An 11,641-nucleotide genomic window follows, 5' to 3' on the forward strand; every position below is an offset into this window, starting at 1 on the left:
TCGATCTGCCAGAACTGCAACTACACCGTTATTTGAGCCATTTCCGCTCCGTTAGGAGCGTTGTGTTTATAGCAATCGCGATGGTATTTGTTCGGGCTCCATAGGATGCCCCGTGTTTACGCGGCACCTGACGGAGCCGATGCGTTGCGTAGATGATCATGAATACTATAAACACGCGGCGCTTACAGCGCCTGAATCGTGTTCCTTATCTTGACGCATATGTGAAAGCCTTCGGGACTGCGGTCAGGGTGATGAAAGAATAGTATGTCATCGATGCATTAATTCGGCCCACTAATACAAAGTCGAAACGACGACAATAGTAATGATTGGTTTTTATAACTTAAAAACATATGTCATTGGAAACAAAGAGGAGGGAGGGATCTCATGCTTAAAGCAAGGGATTGCTTGCTCCCCTAGCAGTCGCGGGACGGCGAAATGACGCGCCGGTTGTATATTACACCAAATTATTTTATAGCTTTACCTCATGACAACATTTGCGGATAAAGTTATTGACTTCAACCGGAACCTGCATTATACCGGAAAACTGCCCGATGGGTTCCGGGTACTCAATCCTTATTTAGACAACCCCGAAACCATGGAGGTGATGGGGCAATTTTATCATAAATATTATAATGATAACCGGCAACGGAAATTCATCATCGGCATCAATCCCAGTCGCCACGGGGCGGGCGTTACCGGTGTACCTTTTACAGACACCAAAAGACTGGAAAAAGTTTGCGGCATCAAAATGGAATCGGCCTATACTCATGAAGTGTCTTCCGTATTTATGTATGACATGATCACCGCCTGGGGTGGTGCGCGAAGCTTTTACAAAAACTTTTATATAAACTCTCCCTTCCCCCTGGCCATTATCCGGCGGGCAAATGAAGGCAAATGGCTCAATGCAAATTATTACGACGATCCAAAATTATTTGAGATGGTAAAGCCTTTTATGATCGCCTCCCTGGAAAAACATATCAGCCTGGGATTGGATACTTCCGAAGTGTTTATTTTAGGGAAGAAGAACGCTACGTTTATTAACCAACTGAATGCCACTGCCGGTTTGTTCAGCAAAGCCACTGTATTGGAGCACCCCCGGTATATCGAGCAATACAAATCAAAGGAAAAACAACTGTATATTGATAAATATATACTGGAGCTGGGCAAATCGATAAACTAAGGCTCTTTTTGTAACCTTTCCGTTGCTCCGTTACTCTAATAAGTATAAGTATCTAAAATAACGGAAATGGAAAATAAAAATACAGAACAGTCGCTGATACTACCCTTCAGGCTGTTAAAATACACTTTTGTAATTGTGCCCATCGTTGCGGGGGCCGATAAGTTTACAAACCTGCTCGCTCATTGGGAGCAATACCTTGACCCTTCACTGGCAGCTATGTTGCCGCTCCCGGGCGCAACATTTATGAAGATCGTGGGGGTTATTGAAATAATTGCCGGCATTATTGTACTTAAAAAGCCACAGGCCGGAGGTTATATCGTAGCCGCCTGGCTTACGCTAATTGCCTTAACTTTATTGGTAGGATTTGAGTATGTGGATGTGGCAGTACGTGATCTTGTAATGGCTGTTTCGGCCTTTGTTATGGCGAGGATAGCCAAAATTGTTTCATAAATTATGGTTCAGACTGATAAATTGACCGAAATAGAAATTATTAGGCGCATCGTCTCCGGCGGGGAAAAATCGCTTTATGAAATCATCGTAAGACGCTTTAATCCTTATTTGTACAAAACAGGCAGGTCGTACAATTATGATCATGAAAGCACGCTGGATTTAATGCAGGAAACCTTTGTGGATGCCTACAGGCACCTGGCACAGTTCGAAGGCCGTTCCGATTTTAAAACATGGATCATCCGCATCATGCTGAACCATTGTTACCATAGAAAGCAGGCGGCCGCATTCAAAAATGAAATTACAACCGACGTGAACGACAATTCAAAGCCAATGTTTACTTCCTCCAATTATGATACGGGTAAAACGGTTCAAAATAAGGAACTGGGACATATTATTGAAGCGGCGCTCGGCAGGATACCCCTTAATTACCGGCTTGTATTTTCATTAAGGGAAATAAACGGGTTTAGCGTAGCGGAAACTGCCGGACTGATGAACATCAGTGAAGACAATGTGAAAGTGCGGCTGAACAGGGCAAAGGCATTTCTAAGAACGGAAATAGAAAAAACATACACGGCCACAGAACTGTTTGAATTTAATTTGATCTACTGTGATGCGATGGTAGAAAATGTAATGAAAAAAATAAATGAATACTGATCACCTTATTCAGGAAACAAATGACGTTCTCCCCGGCAAAACCTTAGCGGAAAGCCCCGTGCGGGCCAATGCCTTCGAGCTCAGCACTGACGAAAAAATACGCAGGATCAAATATCACTTTGCAAAAATAATGGACACGCTGGGGCTTGATCTGGAGGACGACAGTTTAAAAGATACACCCGGACGGGTGGCGAAAATGTACGTAAACGAGCTCTTTAGCGGGCTGAACCCCGATAACAAACCCCGGATCTCACTGTTTGAAAATAAGTATGGTTACAAAAAGATGCTGGTTGAAAAAGACATTACTTTCTATTCCAGTTGTGAACATCATTTTGTGCCCATCATTGGCAGGGCGCATGTTGCCTATATTCCCGGCAAACAGGTGGTAGGGCTGTCAAAAATAAACCGGCTGGTGCACTATTATGCCCGGAGGCCGCAGGTGCAGGAGCGGCTGACGATCCAGATTGCGGAAGCTTTGAAAGAAATATTGCGGCATAATGATGTGGCAGTAGTGATTGAGGCGGAGCATTTGTGCGTGGCATCCAGGGGTATAAAAGATACGGCCGCCACAACAGTAACCGCCAGTTATTCCGGGCAATTTGAAAATGAAACTATAAAACAGGAACTGTTAGCCTATATTTATAGTAAAAAATAAACAATCATGTCTCAGATAGTTGAAATCCAATCTATAGAGCCGGTTACACATGATGTGCTACATATTACGGCTGAAAAACCGGCGTCATTGTCTTATGTGCCAGGCCAGGCAGTTGACGTATCTGTTAATAAACCGGGCTGGGAAAATGAATTAAGGCCCTTTACCTTCACTTCCCTGCCGGAGGATAAGTATATAGAGTTTACGATTAAAACCTACCCCGATCATAATGGCGTTACCAACGAGTTGCGTTCTTTAAGCAAGGGCGATAGCCTTATTATTCATGATGTTTTTGGAACCATAGCATATAAAGGCGAAGGTGTTTTTATTGCCGGCGGGGCAGGGGTTACTCCATTTATCGCTATTTTTAAACAACTGAACAAGCAGCAGGCAATCGGGAGCAACAAACTTATTTTTGCCAACAAAACCAGGGAGGATATCATTTTGGAAGATTCCTTCAATGCGCTGCTGGGGCCTAATTTCATTAATATTCTGTCCGCTGAGGAGCGGGCGGGTTATGAGCACGGATATATTTCAGCATCCCTTATAAAAAAGCATACAGATAGCAGCACTCACTATTTTTATCTCTGCGGGCCGGATCCTATGATGGAGGCAGTGGAAAAAGAGTTGTTGTCCTTAGGTGTTGCTGAAAACTTTATTGTAAAAGAAGCCTTTTAAAAAAATTGATCCGTTAAAGATATTTCTTCTATCTTTGTACTGTAATAATAAATATTACATAATATGATCAACGGGCGTTTCGCAACGGCAATACATATATTAACACTCCTGGGCAGGGAGGAAGGTATTTCATCCGGTTATATCGCTTCCAGCATTAATATTAACCCGGTTTTAGTGCGCAAGGAGATCGGCGTGTTAAAAGAGGCAGGGTGGATCGAAACAAAAGAAGGCCGGTCGGGTGGAAATGCCCTGGCCGTGCCGCCCGAAAAGATCCGCCTATCGGCTATTTACAAAGCCATTTATAGCGACGGACTATTTGCACATTCCAAAAACCTTCCCAATCAGCATTGCCCCGTGGGCAAAAAGATAAGCCATATTATGGATGCCATTAATACCGAAGCGGAAAAAGTGCTATTACAGCGCTTTCATTCCATGACGGTTAAAGACCTGCTGGAACAAGTGTGATTTTTTTTGATTATAACTGTAATAATAAATAATACATAATATATAAATTTTACAAAAATGAAAATTGCAATTATCGGCGCTACCGGGTTTGTTGGCAGCGCAATTTTAAAAGAAGCTTTACAAAGAGGGCACGAAGTTTTGGCACTAGCACGGAGCACTTCATCGATCACGGAAAAAAATCCCTTGCTGGCCCTGCTTAATATTGATGTAGCAAATACAGATGAACTAACGGCGGCCATTAAAGGAAGCGATGTGGTGATCAGCGCTTTTAATGCGGGGTGGACCAATCCCAATCTGTATAATGATTTCCTTTCCGGATCAAAAGAAATTGAAAAAGCGGTTGCTGCTGCCCGCATAAAACGCCTTATCGTTATGGGTGGTGCCGGAAGTCTTTATATCGACGGGATACAGCTTGTAGACGGTCCTGATTTTCCTGAGGCCTATAAGCAAGGCGCGGCGGCTGCAAGGGACTATCTGAACCTGCTGAATGAAAATAAGCAACTGGACTGGGCCTTCTTCAGCCCGGCAATAGAAATGAACCCCGGCGTTACCACAGGACGTACCGGTAAGTATCGTACCGGGACAGACGCTCCTGTATTCAATGCGGAAGGAAGAAGTATTTTATCCGTAGAGGACCTTGCAGTGGCCGTGATGGACGAAGCGGAGGAGCCCCGGCATATTCGCCGGAGATTTACGGCCGCCTATTAAAAAATAATGGGCCGGCTATTTTTATAAATGCCCGGATTCAGGCGTAAATTTGAGCCAAATCTTCCATGATGAGGGGCTCACTGCTTATTGTGTCACTGCTGTTTCTTGCAAAAGGATATGGACAGGATTCCAGCTATATCCGGGATTTGATCAGCGAAGGTGTGGAGTTGCATGACCAGGGAAGGTTCGACGAGGCCGTTAAAAAATATGACGCCGTATTGGCGATCGCCCCGGGCTTCCTTCCTGCCCAGTTTGAGAAGTCCTACGCGCTGATGGCAGGCAGAAGGTTTAAAGAGGCTATAAACCTGAGCCAACAGATCATAAAAAATAACAAGGCGGATGTTACTATGATCGGTAATGCATACAGTACCTGGGGTACCGCATTGGATAAAGGGGGGCGTCCGAAAAAAGCGTTAAAAGTATACAAACAGGGAATTAAAAAAGCTCCCGGTTATGGCCTGCTCAACTATAACGAGGCGCTGAGCTATTTTAGGCTGAACGCGTTAAAGAAGGGAATGGCCGCCTTAGAAATATCATTATTGAAAGATCCACATTACGCGCCGGCACATTACCTGATGGCCCGGGTGCAGCTTCATGACGACCATAAAACGGAAGCGCTGCTTTCGTATATGGTTTATCTGTTGTTCGACAATAGAAGTCCACGTGCTGCCGACGCATTAGCGACTATTCGCGCACTCATTCCTGCGGATGCTGCCATTTTATTGCAGACAAAAGACCTGCTGCCCGGCGACCGGTTCGCTTATCTGGTGGCTAAAATGATCGAAACGCGGGTGCCCGGGACGGGTGCCGCCTATACCGGCTTCTGGGAAAAGTTTTATATCCCTTTTTTTCGGGCATTGCGGGAGCGCAATTATTGCGAAAGCTTTGCACATCAGTTGTTTCTGCCTTCAGAAAATGTTATGAATGAGGCCTGGCTGCAGGATCATCAGCAGCAGCTCAGTGCGCTTTTGACCTGGTTTGAAAACTATCCCTGGCCGCGTATGGGGGCGATTGCAGACCGGTAAATGCACAGGTTTCACACAGTATGAACGGGCGATTTTAACATTGCCCGTATAATTGTTATCTTGCACGCATGCAACAATACCTTAATCTTCTTCAGCATATTCTGGATTCCGGCGTGGAAAAAACAGACCGTACCGGAACGGGAACCACCAGCACATTTGGCTATCAAATGCGTTTTGACCTGCAAAAAGGATTCCCGGTCGTTACTACAAAAAAACTGCATTTAAAAAGCATTATTCACGAATTGTTGTGGTTTTTAAAGGGCGAAACCAATATTCAATACCTGAAGGAGCATGGCGTGCGTATTTGGGATGAGTGGGCAGATGAAAACGGGGATCTTGGTCCTGTTTATGGTAAACAATGGCGCAGTTGGGAAGGCAAAGATGGCAAAGTAGTAGACCAGATCAGCGATCTGATCCAGCAGATAAAAAAGAACCCGGACAGCCGGAGGCTGATCGTAAGCGCATGGAATGTAGGCGAACTGCCGGAAATGGCGTTAATGCCCTGTCATACTCTATTCCAGTTTTATGTGGCGGCGCCAAAGGAAGGAGGGAAGCCCCGGCTGAGCTGCCAGTTGTACCAACGCTCTGCCGACGTGTTTCTGGGTGTTCCCTTTAATATTGCCTCTTACGCGTTACTCACGCTGATGATCGCACAGGTTTGTGATCTGGAACCAGGAGAATTTATCCATAGTTTCGGAGATGTGCATATTTACAATAACCACCTGGAGCAGGTAAAGCTACAGCTTAGCCGCGCACCCTTCTCTTTACCGCAAATAAAGCTCAATCCGGCTGTAAAAAGCATTTTCGATTTTGTTTATGAAGATTTTGAACTGGTTAATTATGAAGCGCATCCGGGGATAAAAGGAACGGTGGCGGTTTAGAAATGTAAAATATCACCTTTTAATAAAGAAGTTGTTTAGATGCTCAGATTTCTTTGCATTTCCCGCAGATCATCGCCGATTTTTTTGCGCAGATTTTCGCAGAAAATCAATCTGCGGATATCAGCGGTGTATTAAATCTGCCTAAAATCAGCGGGAAAGCCAAAAGGAGAAGGTCAGGCGGCAGAATCTCAGGCCGATTTTATTCATAAAATGCAATGCGCTCTAAAAGAGTTACGGGAAACAAGAATTAACTTAAGGATTATTAAAGAAAAACCGATATTGCTGCACGAATCAGTAGAGATTGCGGTGAATGAATGCAATGAATTAATTGCGATTTTTTCGGCAAGTGTGGTAACCGCAAAACGGAATCGCGGTAAATAATTTTACATTGAATATTTAATATTTTACATTCATTATGATCATATCCCTCGTCGCAGCAGCATCCGGCAATAACGTTATCGGTAAGGACAATAAATTACTTTGGTCCCTGCCCAATGACATGAAGCATTTCAAAAATGTAACCTGGGGTATGCCGGTGGTTATGGGGCGCAAAACCTTTGAATCTTTTAGACAGCCACTGGCGGGCCGAAAGAATATTGTGCTGAGCACCAATAAAAATCTGAAGATCGATAATGCCGTTGTAGCGCACAGTATGCAGGATGTGGAACTGCTGGTACGGGCAATGGACGTAAAAGAACTGATGGTGATCGGCGGTGGGGAAATTTATAAATTGTATTTGCCCAAGGCCAACCGCATTTACCTCACCCGCGTGGATACGGTGCTGGAAGGAGATGCGTTCTTCCCTGTTTTTGATCAGCGCGAGTGGACCCTGGAAAGCAAAGTGGATAACAAGGCAGATGATAAACATTTATATAACTACAGTTATGAACTCTGGGAACGGAAATGAGTCGAACGCTCAATGCTCAATGCTGAACGCTTAATGCTTAACGCAAAAGGGAGCAGGTTTTACATTCCTTATTTTACATTTATTATTTTACATTTCCCATGATTTATTCTCCGTTAATCGCCGCAAAAAAATATTTTCAATATTATATTCACGCATCCAATAGTAAGGGGCATGGCATGCATTCGCCGTTTGTATTCGATTTTATTACCCATGTGATGAATGATTTTACAGATTACGCTGCGTATGATAAAATTGAAACTATAAGAAAAAAACTTTTAAAGGACCAAACTTCCGTTACTTTAAAAGATTTTGGTGCAGGGTCTGCTATAACGAAATCAAATACACGCAAGATTGCGTCCATTGCTAAAAATTCTGCAAAACCGCGCAAATACGGACAGTTAATGTATCGCATGGCAAAACATTACCAATGCAAAAATATTCTGGAACTGGGCACTTCACTGGGAATAACGACGGCTTACCTGGCTTCGGCCGACCCGGAGGCGACGGTAATTACCATGGAAGGTGCAGACGCAGTAGCAGATATCGCGCAGCGCAACTTTAATGAAGTGGGGTTGAAGAATATTGAAATTGTTCGCGGCAATTTTGATGAAACCCTGCGGGGAGTTTTGCAAAAGATGCCGGCAATTGACCTTGCTTTTATAGATGGGAATCACCAGCAGGAACCCACCGAACGTTATTTTGAACAATTATTGCCTCATATACACAATAATACCTTACTGATTTTTGATGATATTCACTGGAGCTCTGGCATGGAAGCCGCATGGAAGAATATCATAGCGCAGGAGTCGGTGGTATGCGATATCGATCTTTTCTATATCGGTATCGTCAGCTTCAGAAAAGAGTTTAAGGAAAAACAGGCATTTTCTATCCGGTTTTAGATTTTTATTTCCCGCAGATTGCCGTCCATTTATCCGGGAAAAATCTAAATCTCGTGCTCGCCGTTAATTATTTTCTCAATACGTTTATCGGGTATAAACCAGATAAATGCCACAAGCGTATAAACAGTGATCCCGATCGGGGGCGAAAGAAAGCTGCCGCCAATGCCCGCCAGGTACAACATCCATGATGCCTTTCCCTTTGCATCCGTGCCCACTGCCTTCGCCAGTTTGCAGTTTGGTCCGCCGGCTTTTATCAAAGCATTTTGAAGCAACACGTAGGCAATACCTGCCATCAATAACACTACCCCATAAGTCACCACCGGCGCGGTTTGATCGTAGTGCTTATCCATCCAGGAGGTTGTAAAGGGGATCAACGACAACCAAAACAGGAGGTTGAGATTTTTCCACAAAACAGCGCCATTCACTTTGTCAACCATCTGCAGCATATGATGATGATTGTTCCAGTAGATACCCACGTAAATAAAGCTCAGCAGGTAGCTGAGGAAAGTGGGGATCATGGGAATCAGCGCCTTAAAAGTATAGCCTTCTTCCGGCACCTTTATTTCCAGCACCATGATCGTAATGATGATCGCTAAAACCCCGTCACTGAATGCTTCTAATCTGGATTTTGTCATAAAAAAAATAACAGGTGTGAATTTAAGAAATACGCTCACACCTGTCAAAAAGAATATTCTTTAATTGATTGCAAGGTTAATCGGTGAAACGCTCGTTTATCGTTTCACCTCTCACGATAATAAGCACTGCTTCACATATGAGTTGACACTAATTCAACGCTTCCAAAGCCGCATCATAATTGGGTTCCGTTGTAATTTCCGGAACCTGCTCTGTATAAACAACTTCCCCGTTACTATTAGCCACAATCACCGCGCGGCTCAACAGTCCCTTCATGGGTGAGTCGGCGATGACAACCCCATATTCATCACCAAAATGACCTCTGAAATCCGACAGGGGCTCCACATTGGCAATGCCTTCCGCGGCGCAGAAACGGTTCAATGCAAAGGGGAGGTCCTTTGAAACCGTTAATACGACAGTATTATCCAGCGCTGCTGCTTTTTCATTAAATTTTCTTACGGAGGTGGCGCAAACCCCTGTATCAATACTGGGAAAAATATTCAGTACGATCTTTTTTCCTGCATAATCCGACAATTGTTTTTCCTGCAGTCCTGCATTTACCAATGCAAAGTCTTTCAGTTTACTTCCTTTTTCCGGAAGGCTGCCCGTTGTGTGTACAGCATTCCCTTTAAGTTTGATTTCAGCCATAAAATAAAATTTATACCAAAGGCGTAATTGCCTTTTATGCAAATAAAACAAATTTTGCCGGGTATGGAGAAATTCGGTGGTAAATACAATAAAAATAACATTGTATTTGAATCAGCTATCGCTCTACGCAGCACTCATTTGGCGCGACACATCAGTCAACAACTGCCACCAATGCACGAATGAATATATTGTTTTACAGTCAAAGGAGATAAGCACGAATCTAACGCGCCTGCGGCGCTCATAGCTTCTTTACCTTTCGTTGTATCCCTAAAGCATGCTGCAACGCAGAACGATGGAACAGTGTCCGCCTCCGGAGGATTCGTGGCGTTGGACTATGCGCTGTATTCGTAACAAATGGAGTAGTAGATAATTTTATGTGTTCGCTATAAACGGCATATGAAATTACACGAAATATTTTCCCTTTTCTCTATTTTTGCCCGGTGCAATTACCTTCTGCCTTTATCCATTCTTTACAGGGCCTCACGGGCTTTGACGAGGAAGCTTTTGTGGATATACATAATGCAGCAGTTCCGGTTACTTCGGTGCGCTTAAACCCGATAAAGATTGATGAGACCGCCAGGGTTATTACAGGCGCCGGTGTTAAAAAAAGCCCGGTTCCCTGGTGCGCAAACGGATATTACTTATCGCGGCGGCCTTCGTTTACTTTCGATCCGCTATTTCATGCGGGTTGTTATTACGTGCAGGAAGCGAGCAGCATGTTCCTGGAACAGGCATTGATGCAAACGACGGAACTGTCAAATGACCTGAAAATATTGGACCTTTGCGCCGCACCCGGTGGAAAATCCACTCATATTCAATCGTTGCTTTCAAACCAAAGCGTATTGGTGAGCAACGAAATTATAAAGGCCCGGGCCGGGATTTTGCGCGATAATATTGTTAAGTGGGGCGGAGCGAATGTTGTGGTGACCAATAATGACCCGAGAGATTTTGAACGGCTTCCCGGTTTTTTTGATGTTATTGTTGTAGACGCTCCCTGCAGCGGCAGCGGCTTGTTTCGCAGGGACGAAATGGCCGTTGAAGAGTGGAGCGAGCAGGCCGTAACCCTTTGCAGTCAGCGTCAGCAGCGTATCCTGGCTGATGTATTGCCGGCGCTCAGAGAGGAAGGCATATTAATCTATTCTACCTGTTCCTATTCACAACAGGAAGACGAAGTAATTCTGGAATGGCTTATAGCCTCATTTGATTTGGAATCCGTGCCGCTGAAACTTCAGCCCGAATGGAACATCACGGAAGTGAGCGCTGCTTCCGGATCAGGCTACCGCTTCTGGCCCTACCGGGTAAAGGGGGAGGGCTTCTTTATGAGCGTATTCCGGAAAAAGAACGCAACAGGAAATCCGGAAAAATACCGTCCAAAAACAAAGGCATTACCGGCTAGAGAGGCGGCGGCACTGGGGCGATGGATGGATATTTCTGACCGCCGTTTTGTGAGTTTCGGGGATAAAATTTACAGTTGGCCCGCGGTAAATTTTGAGGTGTTTGACTTTTTGGCGCAGCGTTTAAAGGTGATCTATTCTGGTGTACTGACCGGTGCATTGGTGCGCGATAAACTGATCCCGGATCACGCCCTGGCAATGAGCAGGATCCTGAATGAAGCGGTAGTAACAAAAACGGCATTGTCATTGGAGCAGGCTGTATGCTACCTGCAACGCAAGGATTTTAGCGTGGATAATGCGGGAAAAGGATGGCAACTGGCGGGTTTTGATGGATTTCCTCTGGGCTGGATGAATGTTTTGCCGAACCGGATCAATAATTATTATCCCAAAGAATTACGGATCTTAAAAGAGCGCATTCCCGACTGGAGCTGAATAAAAAACAATAAAACCTGTTTAATCCGGAAATA

Annotated in this window: 15 protein-coding genes; 13 read left to right on the top strand and 2 right to left on the bottom strand. The window is 44.5% G+C overall.

Going from position 1 to position 11,641, the window contains the following annotated elements:
- Positions 1–484: 484 nt before the first annotated feature.
- From NIASO_RS03365 to NIASO_RS03420, 12 genes are all read left to right on the top strand, one after another.
- Entirely contained in the window at positions 485–1,180 is a 696-nt protein-coding gene (locus NIASO_RS03365; RefSeq protein ID WP_008583490.1) for an SMUG2 DNA glycosylase family protein, read from the top strand.
- Between the two features lie 66 nt (positions 1,181–1,246).
- Positions 1,247–1,630 (top strand): hypothetical protein, encoded by a 384-nt coding sequence (locus NIASO_RS03370; protein ID WP_008583489.1) that lies wholly within the window; start codon positions 1,247–1,249, stop codon positions 1,628–1,630.
- A gap of 3 nt (positions 1,631–1,633) precedes the next feature.
- Complete coding sequence (locus NIASO_RS03375) at positions 1,634–2,284, top strand: sigma-70 family RNA polymerase sigma factor (protein ID WP_008583488.1); 651 nt, start codon at positions 1,634–1,636, stop codon at positions 2,282–2,284.
- Entirely contained in the window at positions 2,274–2,939 is a 666-nt protein-coding gene (gene folE / locus NIASO_RS03380; protein ID WP_008583487.1) for a GTP cyclohydrolase I FolE, read from the top strand. Before NIASO_RS03375 ends, folE begins: the two co-directional genes overlap by 11 nt.
- A 6-nt stretch (positions 2,940–2,945) precedes the next feature.
- The gene (locus NIASO_RS03385) at positions 2,946–3,614 is read left to right on the top strand and encodes an FAD-binding oxidoreductase (RefSeq protein WP_008583486.1); all 669 of its coding nucleotides are present in this window, start codon (positions 2,946–2,948) and stop codon (positions 3,612–3,614) included.
- 63 nt (positions 3,615–3,677) lie between these two features.
- Positions 3,678–4,079 carry an Rrf2 family transcriptional regulator gene (locus NIASO_RS03390; protein ID WP_008583485.1) on the top strand — a complete coding sequence of 134 codons (402 nt, stop codon included), beginning with the start codon at positions 3,678–3,680 and terminating at the stop codon, positions 4,077–4,079.
- Between the two features lie 57 nt (positions 4,080–4,136).
- The gene (locus NIASO_RS03395) at positions 4,137–4,787 is read left to right on the top strand and encodes an NAD(P)-dependent oxidoreductase (RefSeq protein WP_008583484.1); all 651 of its coding nucleotides are present in this window, start codon (positions 4,137–4,139) and stop codon (positions 4,785–4,787) included.
- A gap of 65 nt (positions 4,788–4,852) precedes the next feature.
- Positions 4,853–5,812 (top strand): tetratricopeptide repeat protein, encoded by a 960-nt coding sequence (locus tag NIASO_RS03400; protein WP_008583483.1) that lies wholly within the window; start codon positions 4,853–4,855, stop codon positions 5,810–5,812.
- A gap of 68 nt (positions 5,813–5,880) precedes the next feature.
- Positions 5,881–6,693 (top strand): thymidylate synthase, encoded by an 813-nt coding sequence (locus NIASO_RS03405; RefSeq protein WP_008583482.1) that lies wholly within the window; start codon positions 5,881–5,883, stop codon positions 6,691–6,693.
- A gap of 210 nt (positions 6,694–6,903) precedes the next feature.
- Positions 6,904–7,074 (top strand): four helix bundle protein, encoded by a 171-nt coding sequence (locus NIASO_RS03410; protein ID WP_084568265.1) that lies wholly within the window; start codon positions 6,904–6,906, stop codon positions 7,072–7,074.
- A gap of 34 nt (positions 7,075–7,108) precedes the next feature.
- Positions 7,109–7,600: a dihydrofolate reductase gene (locus NIASO_RS03415; RefSeq protein ID WP_008583481.1), complete on the top strand. Its 492-nt coding sequence runs from the start codon at positions 7,109–7,111 to the stop codon at positions 7,598–7,600.
- Positions 7,601–7,698: 98 nt separating this feature from the next.
- Positions 7,699–8,499, top strand: coding sequence for an O-methyltransferase (locus NIASO_RS03420; protein WP_044046270.1), 801 nt, complete (start codon positions 7,699–7,701; stop codon positions 8,497–8,499).
- A gap of 44 nt (positions 8,500–8,543) precedes the next feature.
- On the opposite strand, the gene NIASO_RS03425 is transcribed toward NIASO_RS03420, so the two are convergent.
- Together NIASO_RS03425 and tpx are read right to left on the bottom strand one after the other, a co-directional pair.
- A complete protein-coding gene (locus tag NIASO_RS03425; RefSeq protein ID WP_025298674.1) occupies positions 8,544–9,134 on the bottom strand; it encodes a TMEM175 family protein in 591 nt (196 codons plus the stop codon).
- Positions 9,135–9,282: 148 nt separating this feature from the next.
- Positions 9,283–9,780, bottom strand: a complete 498-nt coding sequence (gene tpx, locus NIASO_RS03430; RefSeq protein ID WP_008583477.1) for a thiol peroxidase — start codon at positions 9,778–9,780, stop codon at positions 9,283–9,285.
- A 440-nt stretch (positions 9,781–10,220) separates the two neighbouring features.
- Here tpx and NIASO_RS03435 point away from each other — a divergent pair, with 440 nt between their 5' ends.
- Complete coding sequence (locus tag NIASO_RS03435; RefSeq protein ID WP_008583476.1) at positions 10,221–11,606, top strand: methyltransferase RsmF C-terminal domain-like protein; 1,386 nt, start codon at positions 10,221–10,223, stop codon at positions 11,604–11,606.
- The last annotated feature ends 35 nt before the right edge of the window (positions 11,607–11,641 follow it).

It is taken from the genome of Niabella soli DSM 19437 (assembly GCF_000243115.2).
In the GTDB taxonomy this organism is placed as follows: Bacteria; Bacteroidota; Bacteroidia; order Chitinophagales; family Chitinophagaceae; genus Niabella; species Niabella soli.

What these genes read in the sequence shown, in the direction of transcription:
- NIASO_RS03365 (WP_008583490.1), top strand. Translation starts at nt 485, where the DNA reads ATGACAACATTTGCGGATAAAGTTATTGACTTCAACCGGAACCTGCAT.
- NIASO_RS03370 (WP_008583489.1), top strand. Translation starts at nt 1,247, where the DNA reads ATGGAAAATAAAAATACAGAACAGTCGCTGATACTACCCTTCAGGCTG.
- NIASO_RS03375 (WP_008583488.1), top strand. Translation starts at nt 1,634, where the DNA reads ATGGTTCAGACTGATAAATTGACCGAAATAGAAATTATTAGGCGCATC.
- folE (WP_008583487.1), top strand. Translation starts at nt 2,274, where the DNA reads ATGAATACTGATCACCTTATTCAGGAAACAAATGACGTTCTCCCCGGC.
- NIASO_RS03385 (WP_008583486.1), top strand. Translation starts at nt 2,946, where the DNA reads ATGTCTCAGATAGTTGAAATCCAATCTATAGAGCCGGTTACACATGAT.
- NIASO_RS03390 (WP_008583485.1), top strand. Translation starts at nt 3,678, where the DNA reads ATGATCAACGGGCGTTTCGCAACGGCAATACATATATTAACACTCCTG.
- NIASO_RS03395 (WP_008583484.1), top strand. Translation starts at nt 4,137, where the DNA reads ATGAAAATTGCAATTATCGGCGCTACCGGGTTTGTTGGCAGCGCAATT.
- NIASO_RS03400 (WP_008583483.1), top strand. Translation starts at nt 4,853, where the DNA reads ATGATGAGGGGCTCACTGCTTATTGTGTCACTGCTGTTTCTTGCAAAA.
- NIASO_RS03405 (WP_008583482.1), top strand. Translation starts at nt 5,881, where the DNA reads ATGCAACAATACCTTAATCTTCTTCAGCATATTCTGGATTCCGGCGTG.
- NIASO_RS03410 (WP_084568265.1), top strand. Translation starts at nt 6,904, where the DNA reads ATGCAATGCGCTCTAAAAGAGTTACGGGAAACAAGAATTAACTTAAGG.
- NIASO_RS03415 (WP_008583481.1), top strand. Translation starts at nt 7,109, where the DNA reads ATGATCATATCCCTCGTCGCAGCAGCATCCGGCAATAACGTTATCGGT.
- NIASO_RS03420 (WP_044046270.1), top strand. Translation starts at nt 7,699, where the DNA reads ATGATTTATTCTCCGTTAATCGCCGCAAAAAAATATTTTCAATATTAT.
- NIASO_RS03425 (WP_025298674.1), bottom strand. Translation starts at nt 9,134, where the DNA reads ATGACAAAATCCAGATTAGAAGCATTCAGTGACGGGGTTTTAGCGATC.
- tpx (WP_008583477.1), bottom strand. Translation starts at nt 9,780, where the DNA reads ATGGCTGAAATCAAACTTAAAGGGAATGCTGTACACACAACGGGCAGC.